Origin of the sequence: Streptococcus sp. A25 (genome assembly GCF_043674095.1) — a bacterium.
Classification (GTDB): domain Bacteria; phylum Bacillota; class Bacilli; order Lactobacillales; family Streptococcaceae; genus Streptococcus; species Streptococcus suis_V.
On sequence record NZ_JBIMJO010000013.1, the window covers coordinates 30363 to 49097 of the forward strand.

17 protein-coding genes and 2 pseudogenes are annotated in these 18735 nt (G+C 45.5%); 15 read left to right on the forward strand and 4 right to left on the reverse strand.

Annotated features, from left to right (window positions below; all coding sequences use genetic code 11):
* The first annotated feature begins 63 nt into the window (after window positions 1-63).
* The 7 genes from ACHBID_RS07070 (at window position 64) to ACHBID_RS07100 (ending at window position 7186) form a co-directional block, all read left to right on the forward strand.
* Window positions 64-390 carry a hypothetical protein gene (locus ACHBID_RS07070; protein ID WP_105161269.1) on the forward strand — a complete coding sequence of 109 codons (327 nt, stop codon included), beginning with the start codon at window positions 64-66 and terminating at the stop codon, window positions 388-390.
* A 115-nt stretch (window positions 391-505) separates the two neighbouring features.
* Complete coding sequence (locus ACHBID_RS07075) at window positions 506-3589, forward strand: DEAD/DEAH box helicase (protein ID WP_394732077.1); 3084 nt, start codon at window positions 506-508, stop codon at window positions 3587-3589.
* Between the two features lie 84 nt (window positions 3590-3673).
* Window positions 3674-4333, forward strand: a complete 660-nt coding sequence (locus ACHBID_RS07080) for a hypothetical protein (RefSeq protein ID WP_394732078.1) — start codon at window positions 3674-3676, stop codon at window positions 4331-4333.
* Between the two features lies 1 nt (window position 4334).
* On the forward strand, window positions 4335-5666 hold the full coding sequence (murC, locus tag ACHBID_RS07085; RefSeq protein WP_394732079.1) for a UDP-N-acetylmuramate--L-alanine ligase: 1332 nt from the start codon (window positions 4335-4337) through the stop codon (window positions 5664-5666).
* Window positions 5667-5709: 43 nt separating this feature from the next.
* Window positions 5710-6195, forward strand: coding sequence for a GNAT family N-acetyltransferase (locus ACHBID_RS07090; RefSeq protein WP_394732080.1), 486 nt, complete (start codon window positions 5710-5712; stop codon window positions 6193-6195).
* 14 nt (window positions 6196-6209) lie between these two features.
* Window positions 6210-6572: a TIGR02328 family protein gene (locus ACHBID_RS07095; protein WP_394732081.1), complete on the forward strand. Its 363-nt coding sequence runs from the start codon at window positions 6210-6212 to the stop codon at window positions 6570-6572.
* A 152-nt stretch (window positions 6573-6724) separates the two neighbouring features.
* Window positions 6725-7186, forward strand: coding sequence for a GNAT family N-acetyltransferase (locus tag ACHBID_RS07100; RefSeq protein WP_394732082.1), 462 nt, complete (start codon window positions 6725-6727; stop codon window positions 7184-7186).
* 15 nt (window positions 7187-7201) lie between these two features.
* Here ACHBID_RS07100 and ACHBID_RS07105 read toward each other — a convergent pair.
* Window positions 7202-7450: pseudogene (locus ACHBID_RS07105) on the reverse strand (DNA cytosine methyltransferase); the annotation flags it as partial.
* Here ACHBID_RS07105 and ACHBID_RS07110 point away from each other — a divergent pair.
* Window positions 7449-8003: pseudogene (locus tag ACHBID_RS07110) on the forward strand (DUF4143 domain-containing protein); the annotation flags it as partial. The pseudogenes ACHBID_RS07105 and ACHBID_RS07110 overlap by 2 nt on opposite strands.
* Here ACHBID_RS07110 and ACHBID_RS07115 read toward each other — a convergent pair.
* From ACHBID_RS07115 to ACHBID_RS07125, 3 genes are read right to left on the reverse strand one after another with little or no spacing between them, the layout of a single operon-like run.
* Window positions 7980-9239 carry a hydroxymethylglutaryl-CoA reductase, degradative gene (locus ACHBID_RS07115; RefSeq protein WP_105161273.1) on the reverse strand — a complete coding sequence of 420 codons (1260 nt, stop codon included), beginning with the start codon at window positions 9237-9239 and terminating at the stop codon, window positions 7980-7982. The pseudogene ACHBID_RS07110 and the gene ACHBID_RS07115 sit on opposite strands and share 24 nt — an antisense overlap.
* A 59-nt stretch (window positions 9240-9298) precedes the next feature.
* Window positions 9299-10456, reverse strand: coding sequence for a hydroxymethylglutaryl-CoA synthase (locus ACHBID_RS07120; protein WP_105123461.1), 1158 nt, complete (start codon window positions 10454-10456; stop codon window positions 9299-9301).
* A gap of 25 nt (window positions 10457-10481) precedes the next feature.
* The gene (locus ACHBID_RS07125; protein WP_105161288.1) at window positions 10482-11666 is read right to left on the reverse strand and encodes an acetyl-CoA C-acetyltransferase; all 1185 of its coding nucleotides are present in this window, start codon (window positions 11664-11666) and stop codon (window positions 10482-10484) included.
* A gap of 282 nt (window positions 11667-11948) precedes the next feature.
* On the opposite strand from ACHBID_RS07125, the gene ACHBID_RS07130 reads away from it, so the two are divergent.
* The 7 genes from ACHBID_RS07130 (at window position 11949) to ACHBID_RS07160 (ending at window position 18726) form a co-directional block, all read left to right on the forward strand.
* On the forward strand, window positions 11949-12641 hold the full coding sequence (locus tag ACHBID_RS07130; protein WP_105161274.1) for a phosphoglycerate mutase: 693 nt from the start codon (window positions 11949-11951) through the stop codon (window positions 12639-12641).
* 272 nt (window positions 12642-12913) lie between these two features.
* On the forward strand, window positions 12914-13549 hold the full coding sequence (locus tag ACHBID_RS07135) for a discoidin domain-containing protein (protein ID WP_269089479.1): 636 nt from the start codon (window positions 12914-12916) through the stop codon (window positions 13547-13549).
* Complete coding sequence (locus ACHBID_RS07140) at window positions 13495-13737, forward strand: LPXTG cell wall anchor domain-containing protein (RefSeq protein ID WP_394732090.1); 243 nt, start codon at window positions 13495-13497, stop codon at window positions 13735-13737. Before ACHBID_RS07135 ends, ACHBID_RS07140 begins: the two co-directional genes overlap by 55 nt.
* Before the next feature lie 158 nt (window positions 13738-13895).
* Window positions 13896-14279, forward strand: a complete 384-nt coding sequence (locus ACHBID_RS07145; protein WP_105111248.1) for a VOC family protein — start codon at window positions 13896-13898, stop codon at window positions 14277-14279.
* A 134-nt stretch (window positions 14280-14413) separates the two neighbouring features.
* Window positions 14414-15811 carry a polysaccharide deacetylase family protein gene (locus ACHBID_RS07150; RefSeq protein ID WP_105161276.1) on the forward strand — a complete coding sequence of 466 codons (1398 nt, stop codon included), beginning with the start codon at window positions 14414-14416 and terminating at the stop codon, window positions 15809-15811.
* 159 nt (window positions 15812-15970) lie between these two features.
* Complete coding sequence (locus ACHBID_RS07155) at window positions 15971-17326, forward strand: 6-phospho-beta-glucosidase (protein WP_394732083.1); 1356 nt, start codon at window positions 15971-15973, stop codon at window positions 17324-17326.
* The gene (locus tag ACHBID_RS07160) at window positions 17326-18726 is read left to right on the forward strand and encodes a glycoside hydrolase family 1 protein (protein ID WP_105111251.1); all 1401 of its coding nucleotides are present in this window, start codon (window positions 17326-17328) and stop codon (window positions 18724-18726) included. Before ACHBID_RS07155 ends, ACHBID_RS07160 begins: the two co-directional genes overlap by 1 nt.
* Window positions 18727-18735 lie beyond the last annotated feature (9 nt).

Here is an 18735-nt window from a genome sequence, read left to right on the forward strand (position 1 = left end):
AATACTGTTTCTTATATAAACGAATAGGAGAGGAGGGCAACCTTCTCTCTTTTGCCATGACGGGTGACGAAAGGACTAGCTATGCAGTTTTTAGCAGAATTAATTGGAGGGTGGCTCTTGGAATTGCCAGTTTTTGAGCCAGAAAAACAGGCGCCCTTTGGCAGTCGTTACTGGTTGGGCTGGCTCGGAATCTTGTTTCATCTGGTCCTGGTCGGCTTGCTTGCTTTTATCAGTTTCTTTAGCCTAGCTAAGCTGCTGAAAGACTTTCATCTGGGCCATATGATTCTTGCTACCTTCCTCCTTGGGCTTGCGCTCTTTTCGCTTTGGCGACTTGGCAAATACCTGGTCAGGATGTGTCGCGCAACCAACTATTATTGGAAGAGGAAATAGAAAGCATCAGCTTGAGCTGGTGTTTTTTTGATGCCTGGGGAGGGAAATTCGGTTTCAATTATGCTATAATAGAGAGATAATATTTGTTAGGAATGAATGTTGAATAGGAGCATGGATGAGTAGGATGATGCCGGGGCGGACTCGCCAGGAAGGAATTGATTTATACGAATCGGGTCAGTTGAGAGTCGTTGAGAGCGAGCTGGGAAAGATGACGCTGGAAATTGCCGGGGAGTTGTTTTCCTATAGCGATGACGATAGTGAGCTTAATTGTAGCTGTCTGCTATTTCAAAACAAGGGTTACTGCCAGCATTTGGCTGCTACGGAGTATTTTTTGAAGAATGATAAGGCTGGTCAGACCCTCAAGGAGGAGGGCAGCCATCAGAAGGAGACCGCTAGGCGAACCTACTTTGGCGGCTTGTTTTTGGATGAAATTTTACCGCTTCCGCTTGATTTGGGTATCCGATACCAATTGGCGGTGGAGGGGCAGTTAGTGGCTTATGACCGCCAGATTGACTGGACCCTCAAAATCGGTCGTTTGCCAGACCAGCGTTACTATATTATTCGCGATATTGGGGCCTTTTTGAAGGTGGTCAAAACCAATGGCCAGTATCAAATCGGTAAAAAATACTTTGAGCATGTGTCCTTTGATCATTTTGACCCGGCAAGTCAGGCTCTTCTGGAATTTTTATGGGTCCTGGTGCCTGAAAAAGCCCGCCTGGACTCGGAAGTCTTGGTTCATTTCGGTCGTCATTTTCGCCTGCCCAAGTCTCACTTTGAGGAGGGGCTGGAATTGCTGGGGGACTTGGATGAATTTCAACTGACCCACCAGCAGACCAGCTACTCACAGTTGACTATTAAACACCTAACGCCAGAAGACGGTCTCTTTTGTTTTGAAGTAACGGTTCATATGGATATGATTGAAATGGTGATTCATGAAGAGCCTGTCCGCCAGCTCTTTTATGGAAGTTATCTGCTCAAACATGGTACTATCTATAGCCTGAATCGCCAGCAGGAAAATCTGCTGATGCGGATCAATGATCTGGTTCCGACTGAATCAGGCCTACGCAAGGTTCAAGTGGATTTTCAAGATCAGGGCAAATTGGCCCTCAGTTTATTGGAACTGCAAAAATTGGGGAAAGTCAAGGCACCCAAACGCTTTGCCATTGAGGATTTTCAGCCGGAATTCCATCTGGGCATGGAGGCAAGTGGTCGCTTGACCCTGCAGCTGGTCTTGGATTTTTTAGGTCGCAAGGTTGCCTCGCAAGAGGAGCTGGACTTACTACCTTTTACAAGTCATTTTCAACATCTGGAAGCTGTCCACCAGGCGATCAAGCTAGCAGGCTTTCATGGGAAATTCCTGGCCTACCGCCAGCCCTTGGTCCAGACCGAATGGTATACCTTCTACAAGGAACATCTAGCCCTGTTGGAAAAAATGGGTAAGGTTTACCTGGACCAGCAGTTAGAAAATAATCTTATTCAGGCCAAGCCAAGTCTTGAAATCGTGAAAAATGGTTCCTTGTTGGACATTTCCTTTGACTTGACAGGCATTGATCAATCTGAGGTGGATCAGGCCATCCAGGCCCTCTTAAACCAGGAGGACCACTATACCAGCCCAAGTGGCAAGTTGCTGGTCTTCGACGAAGAGGCCTTGCGCATCAGCCAGACTCTGACCAATCTCCGAGCTAAATTTGGAAAGGGGCAGACCCTTCATTTGGATGCCTTGAATGGTTTCCGATTGGCTCAGCAATTGTCAGGCTTGGACCAGGTTCATTTTTCGGAAGAATTTCAAACCATGGCGGCTCATTTGGCGGCACCAGATACCTTTCCTCTTCCCCAACAGCCCCTTAATCAGCAACTACGGGATTACCAAGAGACAGGCGTCAAATGGCTTTCCATGCTCAACCATTATGGTTTCGGGGGCATTCTGGCAGATGATATGGGTCTAGGGAAGACCCTGCAAACTATTGCCTTCCTGTCAGGCCATCTGAAGTCAAGTTCCAAGGTTTTGATTTTGGCTCCATCTAGTTTGATTTATAACTGGCAGGAAGAATGTGCCAAATTTGCGCCGGACTTGGAAGTGGCAGTGGTCTATGGCAATAAGGACCACCGGGAAAAGCTTATCAATGAGGACCATCAGGTCTATGTGACTTCCTACCCATCCTTCAGACAGGATTTTGACCTCTATAAAGAAGAGCAATTTGATTATTTGATTTTGGATGAAGCCCAGGTCATGAAAAATTCTCAGTCAAAAATTGCCCAGCTTCTGAGAGAGTTTGAGGTAGGGAATTGTTTTGCCCTGTCTGGTACGCCTATTGAAAATCACCTGACTGAGCTTTGGTCTATTTTCCAGATTGTCCTACCAGGCCTCCTGCCAGGTAAGCAGGAATTTAGCAAGATGACTTCCCAGGAAATTGCCCGTATGATCCAGCCCTTTGTCCTCAGACGGCATAAGGAAGAGGTTCTGGATGAATTGCCAGATTTGATTGAGGTCAATGTCCTAAATGAATTGACAGATGAGCAAAAGGTCATCTATCTGGGGCAACTCCAGCAAATGCAGTCCAAGGTGTTGGGAGCAGATGATGCCCAGATTAACCGCAATAAGATTGAAATCCTATCAGGCATTACCCGTCTCCGCCAAATTTGTGACACTCCCAGCCTCTTTATGGATGATTTTACCGGAGAAAGTGGTAAGCTCAATAGCCTGAGCGAGCTCCTGCAACAGCTTAAAGAGGGTGAGCATCGGGTATTGATTTTTTCACAGTTTAGAACAATGCTGGATAAGATTGAGCAGCAGCTGGATGAGTTGGGCCTGACCTCTTACAAATTGACCGGCTCGACCCCTGCTAGTCAGCGCCAAGAAATGACCCAAGCCTTTAACGCAGGTAGCCGAGATGCCTTCCTCATTTCCCTCAAGGCAGGTGGCGTGGGGCTCAACCTGACTGGTGCCGATACAGTCATTTTGGTTGACCTCTGGTGGAATCCTGCGGTGGAATCCCAGGCCATTAGTCGGGCCCACCGAATGGGGCAGACAGAAACGGTCGAATGCTATCGATTGATTACCAGGGGAACGATTGAAGAAAAAATCCTTGCCCTGCAGGAAAGTAAGAAAAATCTGGTCAAGACGGTGCTGGACGGCGAAGAAAGTCGTTCAAGTCTGACGGTTGAAGATATTCGTGACATTCTTGGTATCGCAGAATAAGGCTGAAAATCTGAAGCAGACTTCCTCTTGTGTGGTAAAACCCTGTGCCTTTATGATATAATGAGTAGTTGAAAGGAATGTGCTATGATAAGAGAAGATACTCGATTTCCCATCATTTCAGACAATGAGCCCCTGATTGAGGCCAGCCCTCAGATGCTTCTCTATGAGGAGAGCGATTTGATTTCAAATATTAAGGGCCCTTATCAGGACAAGGTGTTTGAAGCCAGTGGCAGTCAGGAACCAGCGGTGAAACCTGTTCCAGAGCAGACGGAAGACGAGCTCTTGCCCCCTTTATTTGCTACCAAGAGGTCGCATTATTCCAGACGGGACCGAAATCTTCACAGACCGGTCCAGCATGCGGAGCGGAAGACCCAGGGGCAGTTAGCCAGGGAAGTAGCCAAAGAAGATATTAAAAAGAAACGTTCAGCTAGCTATTTGAAGGATGATTTTATCGGAAGCAAGCCTAAAAAAGTTCCAACTGTCCAGCCTACTCCTCGCAAGGAAGCGACTGGCGATCTTCTGGCCAATCTAGCTGACCGTTTGCGCCAAGAGAGCTATATTTTAGCAGATCTGCCAGAAGTCTATTCTTTGAAAAAAGAGGACCGGGTGCAGGAAAAAACATCAAGCAACCAGTCCTTTGATTTCCTCAAGAGAAGTCAGGTCTACAATTATCCGGAAAGACGTGCCTTTCGTGAAAAGCAGGTTGCTCAAGAACTCAATTTGACACAGATAGAAGAGGATTAAGATGACAAAAACCTATCATTTTATTGGTATTAAGGGTTCGGGTATGAGTGCGCTGGCTCTTATGCTCCACCAAATGGGCCACAAGGTTCAAGGAAGTGACGTAGATAAGTATTACTTTACCCAGCGTGGGCTGGAGCAAGCTGGAATTCCTATCCTGCCCTTCGATGAAAAAAATATTACTGCTGATGTGGAGCTGATTGCTGGTAATGCCTTCCGTCCAGACAATAACGTGGAAATCGCCTATGCGGATGCGAATGGCTACAGCTACAAGCGTTACCACGAGTTCCTGGGCCAATTCATGAAGGAATTTACTAGCCTAGGTGTGGCTGGTGCCCACGGTAAGACGTCAACTACAGGTCTTTTGGCCCATGTTATGCGCAATATCACGGATACCTCATACTTAATCGGTGATGGTACAGGTCGTGGTTCTGCCAATGCCCAATACTTTGTTTTTGAGTCAGATGAGTATGAGCGTCATTTTGCTCCATATTACCCAGAGTACAGCATTATCACCAACATTGACTTTGACCATCCGGACTATTTCACTAGCCTTGAGGATGTCTTCAATGCCTTCAATGACTATGCCAAGCAGGTTAAAAAAGGTCTTTTCCTCTATGGTGAGGATGAGGAATTGCGTAAGATTACAGCCAATGCGCCGATTTACTACTATGGTTTCGGTGATGAGAATGACTTTGTAGCCTATGATTTGCGTCCGTCAACCACAGGTTCGCAGTTCAAGGTGCGCTACAAGGACCAGGAATTGGGTGAGTTTCAAATTCCAACCTTCGGTAAGCACAATGTCATGAATGCGACAGCGGTTATTGCCAATCTCCATATTGCTGGTTTTGATTTGAGCTTGGTAGCTCAACACCTCAAGACCTTTGCTGGTGTCAAGCGTCGTTTTACGGAGAAAATTGTCAACGATACGGTTATCATTGATGACTTCGCCCATCATCCAACGGAAATCATTGCGACCATTGATGCGGCCCGTCAGAAGTACCCAAGCAAGGAATTGGTGGCTATTTTCCAACCGCACACCTTTACGCGGACCATTGCCCTTTTGGATGAATTTGCAGAGGCTTTGAATGGGGCTGATGCGGTTTATTTGGCACAAATCTATGGATCAGCGCGTGAGACAGATAACGGTGAGGTCAAAGTAGAGGATCTGGCAGCTAAAATAAAGAAAAAAGGTGGGCTAGTGACGGTTGAAAATACTTCTCCACTCTTGGACCATGACAATGCAGTCTATGTCTTCATGGGGGCAGGGGATATTCAGTCCTATGAATACTCATTTGAGCGTCTCTTGTCAAATTTGACACATAATGTACAATAAGAAAAGGGACTGCAGTCCCTTTTCTGATACTGGGGGAAATAACATGGAAATTCGTTTTGCGCAGCCGGGTGACTTGCCTGGTATTTTGCGGCTGGAGCGGGAAAATTTTATTCCTGAGGAGCAGATTTCAGAGCCTGTTTTGGCGGCTTATGCTGCAAATAGTAGCCAGTCCAGTCTCGTTATGATTCACGAGGGAGAAGTAGCGGCTTATTTGTTAGCCTGTCCTGCAGAAGAGAAGTTGGTGACGGATGCTATTTTTGAGCTGACAAACTCTGCTGACTTGAAAGGACGATACTTGCACATTGCTAGCCTGTCAGTGGACAATGCCTACCAGGGTCAGGGGCTTGGTACCCTACTCACGGCTGCCTTGAAAGAAGTCGCAAGGTCAAGAGATATGGAGGGGATTGCTTTAACTTGTAAGGAATATTTGCTCAACTATTATGAGCGTAATGGCTTTGAGGATATGGGACCATCCCAGTCACAGTTTGGCGGCGGCCAGTGGTTTGACATGTATTGGTCTGTGCCATAACAGGAGGGTATCCAATGCGACTTTGGCATCAAGACTTAATTTCTGTACTTCCGCGCCAGCAATTGTTGGGACAGCATAGAAAATGTTGTGCCTTACGAGGTGCAGGTTGGGGACGTCCTCATGCGACGGTCAACTATGTCTTTACCCATTCTCCGATAAAATTGTTTCAATATTATAAGATGAACATGCAGGAGATGGAGAATAGAGGTTACAAGGTGTCGGCCGAATGGCAGGAGTCGACCTATCGTGGGAAGAAGGAAGCGTCTTATAGTGAGGTTGAAGAAATTCCACTGACCAGTCCTATTTATCCAGAGCACGACGCATTTTACTTGGAAGAATGTCTGGTCAATTTGCGGGACAAGGGGATTTTTCTGTAAATCATCCGTTAAACACAAAAAATCAGCCCAGAGGACTGACTTTTAGGAGATTTATGAAAAATTTTAGGATACACTTATAGTATAAAGGAATTTTCAGAATATTCATCGGTCTTAGGACCGATTTGTATTATTTTTTTTGAAGGAGGAAAAAGATGATTAGACAAGCTCAGTTACAAGACATTCCAGCACTGGAAAGCCTGCTTGAGGAGATTTTACAGTTTCATCATGTGGGGAGACCTGATATTTTTAGGGAAAGTGGGCAAAAATATTCGCAGGCAGACTTGACCTCCATGATTGGAAATCCAGACCAGCTAATTTTTGTCTATGAAACGGCGGGACAGGTAGTTGGGCATCTCTTTTGCCAAATTCAAGAGGCCCAGAGTCAGGTATTACAGCCTGTAAAAACGCTCTTCATAGATGATTTGTGTGTGTCATCGCAGGTTCGCGGTCAGGGAATTGGTAAGGAACTCTATGCTTTTGCTCTTTCTTATGCCAAGGAAAGTGGTTGCTACAATATAACGTTGGATGTTTGGGCGGATAATACAAAGTCAGTCGCATTTTATGAGCAACTAGAATTGAAACCGCAGAAGATACGGATGGAGGAAGTATTATAAAAGAACTCAACTATTTCAGTCGAGTTCTTTTATAAATTCTCCTATTTTTTTAACAATTTCTGTTACTAAGGCATTACCCATGAAAAACATTCGCATTTTATCAGAAACGTCAACAATAGTTCCGTCAGAAAGTTTTTTCTTAGCTGTTCAATCGTCTGGAAAGTCATGCAGTCGTTCTGCTTCAATAGGTGTAATGAGGCGGTAACGCCCATTGACTTTTAAGAAGTGGGTAGAGCGATTGACAGTCCCCTCTGATGTTAGTATAAAAAATACCCTGATTAGTCAGGGTGTAAAAATCGCACATGCAACCTTGGAACAATATCTGAACAGCCTTACAGATAGCCTGCTCTTTTACGCAGTTCCTCGGTTTGATGTAAAAGGGTGTAGTCTCTTACAGCGTCTAGAAAAATACTACACAGTAGACCTTGGTTTTAGAAACCTATTGCTCCCAGATCATCAGGAAGATATTGGAAATATGATTGAAAATATTGTATTTCTGGAGCTATGTCGACGTTATAGCAAGGTCTATGTTGGCAATGTCGATAAGTACGAGGTGGATTTCATTGCCGTCACGGAGCAGGGGCATTTTGCCTACTACCAAGTCAGTGAAACAACTCTTGCGCCTGAAATACTTGAAAGGGAATTGCGTCCGCTGCAGAAGATTTCAGACAACTACCCCAAGTATATACTGACTATGGATACTATTCAACCCTATGCAAATTATGGCGGTATCGAGAAGATGAGCCTGCTAGACTGGTTAGTGGAGGCTAAAAAAAGAGTCACCCCTCTTTTTTTAGTTTCTTCTCATTTCTTCTAACAATTTCTGTGCTGTCTCCAGATTGCTGTGTTTTTTTTGGCGCAGGAGGTGGGCTAGGTGGTCGACCTCCTTTTCGTGGGCGCCGGCAAGCAGGGCCAGGGATTTGGCATGGAGTTTCATGTGTCCCTGTTGGATACCAGTTGTGACCAAGGCGCGCAGAGCAGCGAAGTTCTGGCTGAGACCGACAGCGGCTATGATAGAGGCTAGTTGCCGCGCCTGTGGATGTCCCAAAATAGCAAAAGCTGCTTGAACCTTAGGATTGAGGCCAATTGAACCACCGACGGTAGCGATAGGCAGGGGCAGTGTGATGGAACCCACCAGCTCCTCGCCTTGGATTGTCCATGTCGAAAGACCGCGATATTGTCCGTCGCGACTGGCATAGGCGTGAGCGCCTGCCTCAACCGCCCGCCAGTCATTTCCCGTCGCAAGTACAAGGGCGTCAAGGCCGTTAAAAATCCCCTTATTGTGGGTGGCTGCCCGATAAGGGTCCACCTGAGCCAGTTTGCTGGCAAGGCTTATTTTTTTTGCCGTTTCTTGGGCAATGGCAGAGCTGATTGCTAGACTTGAGATGGCTATCCGACATTCTGCGGTCACTAGGGACTCCGTTGCATAGTTGGACAGAATCCCCATCAAGGCCTGACCTTGCGATAGAGTTTCCAAATGTTCTTTTATCCCTTCCAACATATTATTTAACATATTGGCGCCCATGGCCTCTTGGACGTCGGCCTGCAAGTAAACAATCAGAAATTCATCCTTTTGCTCGACGGTAATCTTTCTAGCGCCACCGCCTCGTTTGACAATAGATGGATGTGCGTCGTTGGCTAGTTGGAGCAGTTCTTCTTCCGCCTGACCAATGAGCTGACTAGCTCTGTTTATGTCAGGAACGTCGTAGAGTGCGACTTGACCAATCATAAGGCGGTTGTGGACGGTAGTGTTGAAACCACCCGACTTGGCAATCATTTTTCCACCTAGCGAGCAAGCGGCAACGACAGAGGGTTCTTCCGTGACCATGGGAATACTGTAGCTGATACCGTCAACCAGCAATTCTGGTACGACCGAGAAGGGCAAGGAGAAGGTTCCAAGGTGGTTCTCAGCCATTTTTCCTGCAACGGTTTCTGGGAGATTATCATCTTGCTGGAGAATTGCAATGGTTTTCTCATCTAGCTGACGAGCTTGAGCTAGCAAGTCAATGCGTTCAAGCCGCGTTTTTTTGTAATATCCTGAGAAATGGGACATGATTTCCTCTTTCTATATGAGAAAAGCACCCTGGCTTGGCCAAGGGTGCCAGTTACTGATTAGTTTTTGATATAGATTCGTCTGTGGTCTTGGATTTTAGCTAGAGCAAATGGACTTTGGTCAGCAGGCAAGTCAGCAGAAGTGCCTGTTTCGTCCAATTCAATTTCTTCAAAGAAGATTTGTTCGTATTGGTCCATGCTCAAGCGTGTCCGCTGGTTGAGCTTGTCTAGGCGGTCCATTTCCAAGTGCTCTTGGTAGCCTTCGACTAGGCGGCCGCTAAAGATTTCACAGACAGCTCCGCTACCATAGCTATAAAAGAGGACTTGGTCATCTGCCTTGAGCGCTCTGCTATTTTCCAAAAGGGAAAGGAGAGAAAGGAAAATCGAGCCAGTATAGATGTTGCCGACCACCTTATTGTAAACGATGGCCTCTCGGAAGCGGTCAGAGAGGCGGGTCAGGGTTTCCTCATCCTTGGCAATGGCTTGGAGGCCCTTGAGCCCCTGCTTTGAGAATGGGATATGGAGGCACATAGCCGCGAAGTCGCTGAGCTGTTGTCCAGTTTTCTCTTGGTAGTGGTCGAAGGTAGTAGTCAAGCAATCAGTGTATTGTTCGGTTGAAAATTTGCCATCAACACGCGGATATTTGTCATAGTTGGGACGCCAGAAGTCGTAGATGTCGCGGGTTTGGCAGACATTGTCATTGTTGAGGACCATGATGCGTGGGTCAGCAGTGACCAGCATGGCAACAGCACCCGCACCTTGAGTTGGTTCACCGCCTGATGCGATACCGTATTTGGCAATATCGCTGGCGATGACCAGAACTTTGGAGTCAGGGAATTGGTTGATGTGGCTTTTGGCTAGGCTGAGTCCAGCAGTTGCACCGTAGCAGGCCTCTTTCATTTCGATAGACCGTGCAAAGGGTTGAATACCGAGGAGTCCATGAATAGCCACGGCTGCAGCCTTACTCTGGTCAACACTTGATTCGGTACCAACGATGACCATGTCAATAGTTGCTTTATCTTCTTCGGTCAAGATGCTAGCCGCAGCCTGTGCCCCCAAGGTCACGATGTCTTGAGTCACAGGAGCCACAGCCATTTCAGACTGGAGCAATCCGATTTTAAATTTATTAGGATCAACAGAGCGGGCTTGGGCTAAGTCAGCCAAATCTAATACAAAATCAGGTGCCGCAAAACCGATTTTATCAATACCAATATTCATAAAAATTCCTTTGTTTACAAGTGATTTATCTTGTGGTCGCCTTGGAAATGATGAGGGAAATTCCCTGACCGCCTCCGATACAGAGTGAGCAGAGGCCTAGTTTTCCATTGCGTTTTTCTAGTTCGTGGATCAGCGTCACCAGGATGCGGCTACCGCTGGCACCGATAGGGTGTCCGAGTGCGATTGCACCTCCGTTGACGTTGACCTTATCTGCTGGGATGCCCAATTCCTTGACAACAGGAATGGACTGGGCAGCGAAGGCCTCATTGATTTCAAACAAATCAATGTCGTCCACTGTTTTTCCGAGTTTTTGTAGAGCTTTCTGGCTAGCTGGAATTGGTCCCAAGCCCATGTAGGCTGGGTCCAATCCGCTAGTCGCATAGGCCTCGATGAAGGCTAGAGGCTGGACATTCAACTCCTTAGCCTTCTCTTCTGACATGAGAACGAGAACTGCACAGCCGTCATTGATACCTGAGGCATTGGCAGCAGTCACCGTACCATCTTTTTTGAAAGAAGGGCGGAGTGTTGCTAATTTATCAAGTGGGGTCAATCGTGGGTATTCATCTGTGTCAAATATGACTTCTCCCTTGCGGGTTTGTAGGCTAATTGGGACAATTTCATCTACGAATGTGCCTTGGGCAATAGCCTGAGCAGCTTTTTCTTGGCTGGCAAAGGCGAAGGCGTCCTGTTCTTCACGAGTGACCTGATACCGCTCTGCAACATTCTCAGCGGTAATGCCCATGTGGTAGCCCTCAAAAGCATCCGTCAGACCGTCAGTCAGCATAGAATCTTCTAATTCCAAGTGTCCGAATTTAGCACCGAATCGGCTGTGCTTCGACAGGTAGGGTGCTTGGCTCATGATTTCAATACCACCTGCAACGACGACGTCATTGTCGCCTAGCATGATAGACTGGGTTGCGAGCAAGACGGATTTGAGACCGGAACCGCAGATCTTATTAACCGAATAAGCAGAAGTTTCTTGCGGAAGTCCTGCTTTGACAGCAATTTGGCGGGCAATATTTTGCCCCTGACCAGCAGAAAGGACATTGCCAAAGATGACCTCATCAATGCTCTCCGCTGGGATATTCTTTTTCTCTAGCGCCTGCTTGAGAACCTGGGCTCCCAAGTCGGCGATTTCTATATCTTTTAGACTACCTCCAAAACTGCCAATGGCAGAGCGGTAGGCAGACACGATAGCTACTTTACTCATGAGTACTCCGTGTTCATTATTATCGTTCAGTTCGTAAAGGATAAAAAAGTCCGGCATTTCTAGAGTGCGGAATCTCCTCTTGGATCTGTCGTGTTCAGCCTAACTATTATATCATGTTTTTGGCATAATGGATAAGAAGAAGGATAGGTCTGAGGGCTGAATTTTCAAGAAAAAATAATGAAAGCGTAAACAGCTTGTGGAAAAACTAGCATTTTTTACGCAATTCGTGTAAAATAGAGAAGTATAAGAGGGAAACCTCAAAATAAAAAGGAGAATCCATTAATGGTAAAATTGGTTTTTGCTCGCCACGGTGAGTCTGAATGGAACAAAGCTAACCTTTTCACTGGTTGGGCTGATGTTGATTTGTCTGACAAAGGTACACAACAAGCAATCGACGCTGGTAAATTGATCAAAGAAGCTGGTATCGAGTTTGACTTGGCCTTCACTTCAGTATTGAAACGTGCGATCAAGACAACAAACTTGGCTCTTGAAGCTGCAGATCAATTGTGGGTACCAGTTGAAAAATCATGGCGTTTGAACGAGCGTCACTACGGTGGTTTAACAGGTAAAAACAAGGCTGAAGCTGCTGCTGAATATGGTGATGAGCAAGTACACATCTGGCGTCGTTCATACGATGTATTGCCACCAGAAATGGCAAAAGACGATGAGCATTCAGCACACACTGACCGTCGTTATGCTCACCTTGATGGCTCAGTTATCCCAGATGCTGAAAACTTAAAAGTAACGCTTGAGCGCGCTCTTCCATTCTGGGAAGACAAGATTGCTCCAGCCTTGAAAGATGGCAAAAATGTCTTCGTAGGTGCACACGGTAACTCTATCCGTGCCCTTGTAAAACACATCAAGCAACTGTCTGACGATGAAATCATGGATGTGGAAATCCCTAACTTCCCACCACTTGTGTTCGAATTGGACGAAAACCTCAACATCGTGAAAGAGTACTACTTGGAAGCGTAATTGGTTGGACACCTGGACTTCGGTCTAGGTGTTTTTTGATGCTCGGATAGAATTATCACAACTTATAACTATGTTTGTATGACAACTGAATTCGTATATCAATAAATTATCAAGTGGATATATCCACAAAATGCTTGTGATTAAAATCATTCAATGAAAGACTCTTTTTGTAAGCGTTCCAATATGGATGATGTAGGTTTAGGAGGATGCATCAAAAGTGAACACAATATAATTAATATAATAAAAAAGAGAGGTCTATGTTAAATGAATAAATTTCAAAGCAACTATTTGATAAGCGGCAACGTTTTTCTATTCGACGTTTTACTGTCGGTATGGCTTCGGTTGCGATTGGTCGGACAGAAAATGCTCACTTTGATGTGCACAGTCTTTTGCCAACTACAAGTTATCGATTCCGTGTGACAGCCCGTAATCCACTAGGTTCTTCAGAAGCATCTGAGGTTCTCGAAACCGATACAATTGCTAAAGAGCCAAGCTTGAAAGTAGCAATTGTCAATGCAACTGCAAGCACGGCAGAACAAGCAAATGAACCATTAACCAATCTTTACGATGATGATGATAATACACTTTACCATAGTGATTGGAACAATAATCGTGCTGTTCCGTCAAGTCTAGTTATTGATTTGGGAGAAAGTACAGCTGTCGATCACCTAATTTATCGTCCTTGTGATAACGCTGGTAATGGAAATATTACTGGATTGAGCCTTGAAATTAGTCAAGATGGATTCAGCAATGAAGCAGAACTTCTAGTAGGTACAGACTATGCAGATCCAGCTTCTTACCCAATTGCTGAAGACGAATTGGTAACGGAAAAAGGGAACCAGCTTATCACTATCTGCCAGCCTTTGAGTTCAAAGTACCAGCTGCGCCTGTTACTACTTCAACAGTAGCTAGTCCAGAACCGGTTTCAACTTCTGAACTCCCAGTTCCAACTGGGTCAGTAAGCCCAGCTTCAGCAACTCAATCAGAATCTGCTAGCTTGCCAAATACCGGAGATAGTCAATCAGGCCTTGCTCTTATTGGTCTGACAGGTCTGGGTCTTCTAGGATTTGTAGCTCGCAAAAGAAAACATAGTTGATAGGGAGTGTTCATGACCATTGGTCTCAGGGGCAATAGGAATTGAGCATCAACTATATAAGGTGGACCGTCCTTGTGATGGTCCACTTTTCATATCAGATATCAGATTTTTCATGTATTTTATGATAGAATTTAAGTATCAAATAAAAGGAGTCTAACATGGCAAGTAAAAAAATGTTGCACGCTTGTTTGCGTGTTGAAAACTTAGAAGCTTCTCAAAAGTTCTACGAAGAAGCCTTTGGATTTAAAGAAACCCGTCGTAAGGATTATCCGGACCACAAGTTTACCTTGGTGTATTTGGCACTTCCAGGTGATGAGTTTGAGATTGAATTGACTTATAATTACGATCATGGTCCTTATGTGGTTGGGGATGGTTTTTCACACCTGGCTCTCTCTTCCGATGATTTGGAAGGGGACAATGCTAAGCACAAGGCGCTTGGCTATCCAACGACAGACCTCAGTGGATTGCCAGGCAATCCAGGACGTTACTATTTTGTAACGGATCCAGATGGCTACCGTGTGGAAGTTATCCGCGCAGACTAAGAGATGAAAAGGAGTCGAAAAAGTTCGGCTCTTTTTTGTTTTATGTAACTGTTTTCAGAAACCGAATATTGATTGAAAAAAAGTCGTTTTTATACTATGATAGTTATATATATCTATGAAAGAGATTTACTTGTATGAGAAAACAAAATGTTGCGCTGTTGGTTGTCAATAGCATTCTTTTTTTAGTGTGCCTTGGCATGTTGGTCTTTGCTTATGGAAAATACCAGGAACAGGCCTTGAGAGATGACGTCAAACAGCTAAAATTAAACTATTCCAAGGAAAGCAATGTCTATCGTCAGGCTGGGAAAATCGGTTCAGAATTTGTTCAAGTTGCCATTCCAGAAGATGAAGCTGGGAATCCGATTTCGGTGATTCAGAAGGAGGTCCTAGGACTGGTGAAAAAGCAATTCGGCCAGGAAGGGCCTCAATCTAGAACGACAGGACTGCATTTTTTCAGTGTGGATAAGGAAAACTCTGAGTACAAAGACATCATAGCTTATCGGATTCGAACAAGGCCTTACAAGGTACGGGGAACCAAGTTGGTTTCTCAGAAAAAACAGGATGTGGAGCAGATTTTACTGACAGCGGAGCAAGAGGTCTTTAGTTTGAAACATTTAGTTGAGGACCAGGGAGTTTTTCGTGCCATTGTCTCATCTCACCTGCAGAGAGAATTGGCTAGTCAAGGCATGGAGCAGGCAGAAATCGACCAGCTTCTCCAGAAATTTGGCCAGGAAGAAGTGGAAAATCTATCCTTCAGCTACCGAGAGAGTCAGTTTCTGTTAAACCTGCCAGAAGGCTATCAAGTGGAGACCCTAGCCATTTCCATCTCAGAGCTCTATGATTGCTTGTCCGGCCAGCATTTGACAGTCACAGATCAGGAAAACTACGACAAGTACCAAAAGGAAAAAGAAGAATTGGCCAATCAAAAACGGATTGCTCTGACCTTTGACGACGGTCCCAACCGCCAGACGACACCAAAGATTTTGGATATTTTGAAGAAATACAATGTTAAGGCAACATTCTTTATTTTAGGGAAAAATATTGCTGGTAATGAGGATATTATCCAGCGAATGGTGGCAGAAGGTCATGAAATTGGTAACCATACCTGGAACCATCCGAAGTTAACAGGCATCAGTCCAGAGGCTGTTCAGTCAGAAGTTGGTGACACCCAGGCTGCTCTGGAAAAGATTCTGGGCTACAAGCCCAAGCTCATGCGGCCGCCGTACGGAGCAGTCAATCAAGCGACCATGAATATCATTAATATGCCCATTATCTATTGGTCAGTGGATTCCAATGACTGGTCCAGCCGGAATCCTGCGGTCATTCTGGAAACCATTAAGGCCAATACGATTCCTGGATCTATCGTTTTGCTCCACGATATCCATCCTACCAGTGTAGAAAGTGTCGAACCAACGCTCCAGTATTTTGCGAGCCAAGGCTTCAAGTTGGTGACTTCTAGTGAATTACTGGGGCAAGAACTAAATCCTCAATTGATTTATTACAATCAATTTGATGCCGGACCCGGCGCTTAAATAAAATCATATCTAACCTATGTTCACCATGAGCATAGGTTTTTCTTTGCCCAGAACCCAAGGATTTTCCGTAGGGAAAAGGAAAAGTTTGGTCTTGGAAACCGTTTACAAATCCAGTATATTAAGAGTATACTTTTAGTAAGAGTAAAATGGAGGATAATGCCTATGGTCAAACTCGTAACAATAGGTGGTGGCTCAAGCTATACACCGGAACTGGTAGAAGGAATGATTCTAAGACATACCGAGGTACCTATCAAAGAATGGTGGTTTGTAGACATCGAAGATGGCCGAGAAAAATTGGAAATCGTGGTAGAACTTGCCAAGCGCATGGTCAAAAAAGCTGGTCTTGACTGGGAAATTCATGCGACCTTGGATAGGAGAAGCGCTCTAAAAAATGCAGATTTTGTGACCTCTCAATTTCGGGTCGGTCAATTGCAGGCGCGATACTTGGATGAAGCCATTCCTCTCAGTCATGGATTTTTAGGTCAAGAGACTAACGGAGCTGGAGGTATTTTTAAGGCTCTGCGGACCATTCAAGCCTATAAGAGCATCATTGCTGATATGAAAGAGCTCTGTCCAGATGGCTGGCTGATTAACTTTACGAATCCTGCTGGCATGGTGACGGAGGCTATTGTCAATTACCTGGGGTGGGAAAAGGTGATAGGTCTATGCAATATTCCGATTGGGCAAAAGAAAGCTGCCGCAGAGGTGCTTGGTCTTCAGGAATCTGAGGTTATGACCCGCCATATCGGTTTGAATCATTTTCATTTTCATCAGGTTTGGGACCGTTTTGGAAAAAATCGGACCATGGAAGTGATGGAGAAACTCTATGGAAATCAGGCAAGCCGTCCAGCAGATGCGGTGAAAAATATCAGTAATCTGGAATTTTCAATTGACTTACTTCGGACAATTGGCCTGCTGCCGTGTGACTATCACCGCTATTATTTTTTGGAAAAGGAGATGTTGGATGATGCCCTCCAGCAATACCAGGCTGGGCGGGTGCGTGCCGCAGTGGTCCAAGAGGTAGAAAAGGAACTGTTCCAGCTCTACGCCGACCCTCATTTACAAGAAAAGCCCAAGCAGTTGGAGAAACGGGGCGGAGCTTATTACAGCGACATTGCCTGCCAGTTGATTGTGGCCATTTACAATGACAGCCACCAGGAGTTAACCGTTTCGACGGTCAATCGGGGTGTGATTCCCTATCTACCAGAAAATTGTGTTGTGGAGGTGACTGCTATTATTACAGCTCATGGGGCTATTCCGCTCGGCTGTCCGCCAAGTCCACCTCTGGTGACTGCTTATTTGAAGCTTATGAAGGAGATGGAATTAGCAACGGTAGAAGCTGCGGTGACAGGTGATTATGACTTGCTCTTGCAAGCCTTCTATCTCAATCCCTTGATTGCCAACGGGCCTAAAGCAGAAGAACTATTAAAAGACCTATTGCTTGCACATGCGGATTATTTACCGCAATTTGCATCCAGCATTGAAGCCATCAAAGCAGAAAGGAAAGTATAATGACAGAAAAAGGGACATTTTATCAATTTCCAGAAGGATTTCTCTGGGGTTCATCCACCTCTGGTCCACAGAGTGAGGGGATAGAGCCAGGTGACGGAAAGGGCTTGAACAACTGGGACTACTGGTTTGGGATTGAGCCGGAGCGTTTCCATGGGCAGATTGGTCCGGATGTGACCTCCACTTTTTATAAAAACTATCAGACCGATATTGAGCTTTTGAAAGAAACGGGGCATACGATTTTTCGGCCATCTATCCAGTGGTCACGTTTAATCCCGGACGGTGTCGGTCAGGTCAATCCAAGGGCTGTGGAATTTTACCGGGATGTTTTTCAGCAGGTCAATGCCTTGGGTGTCAAGTTGCTGGTCAATCTCTATCATTTTGACCTACCTTATGCTTTGCAGGAAAAAGGAGGATGGGAATCCAAGGAAACGGTTTGGGCCTATGAAGCCTACGCTCGGAAATGTTTTGAATTATTTGGGGATTTGGTTGACCACTGGGTGACCTTCAATGAGCCGATTGTGCCGGTAGAGTGTGGCTATTTGGGCTCCTACCATTATCCCTGTAAAGTTGATGCTAAGGCTGCAGTAGCGGTGGCTTACCATACTCAATTAGCCAGCTCCTTGGCAGTCAAGGCCTGTCATGAATTGCATCCAGACCATCAGATTTCTATTGTGCTCAATCTGACTCCTGCCTACCCAAGGAGTGACAGTCCTGAAGACCAGAAAGCTGCCCGCATTGCCGAACTTTTCCAGACCAAGAGCTTTTTGGATCCGTCTGTATTGGGGGCCTACCCAGAAGAATTGGTAGCCATTATCGATGAATACGGGCTCAGACCAGATGTTACAGAAGAGGAACTTGCTATCATCAGGGAAAATACGGTTGATTTCCTTGGAGTCAACTACTATCAGCCTCTCCGAGTACAGGCTCCGAAAGTAATCTTTGAGGAGGGTGACTTGTTGACGACGGAACATTTCTTTGCCTCTTATGATATGCCTGGCAAGAAAATCAACCCTCACCGTGGCTGGGAAATCTATGAACGCGGCCTTTATGACATTGCCATGAATTTGAAAAAGGACTATGGCAATATCGTTTGGCTGGTCACGGAAAACGGCATGGGCGTGGAAGGAGAAGAGGCCTTCAAAGAGGATGGCTATATTCAGGATGATTATCGGATTGAATTTATTCAAGACCATTTGATTGAGCTACATCGAGCCATTCAAGAAGGCGCCAATTGTAAGGGTTACATGCTTTGGACCTTTATTGACTGCTGGTCTTGGTTAAATGCTTATAAAAATAGATATGGCTTGGTTGAGCTGGATTTGAGCACTCAAAAGAGAATCATCAAAAAATCAGGTTATTGGTTTAAGGAAGTCAGTCAAGCCAACGGCTTTAGTAGGTAGGAGGGGGAA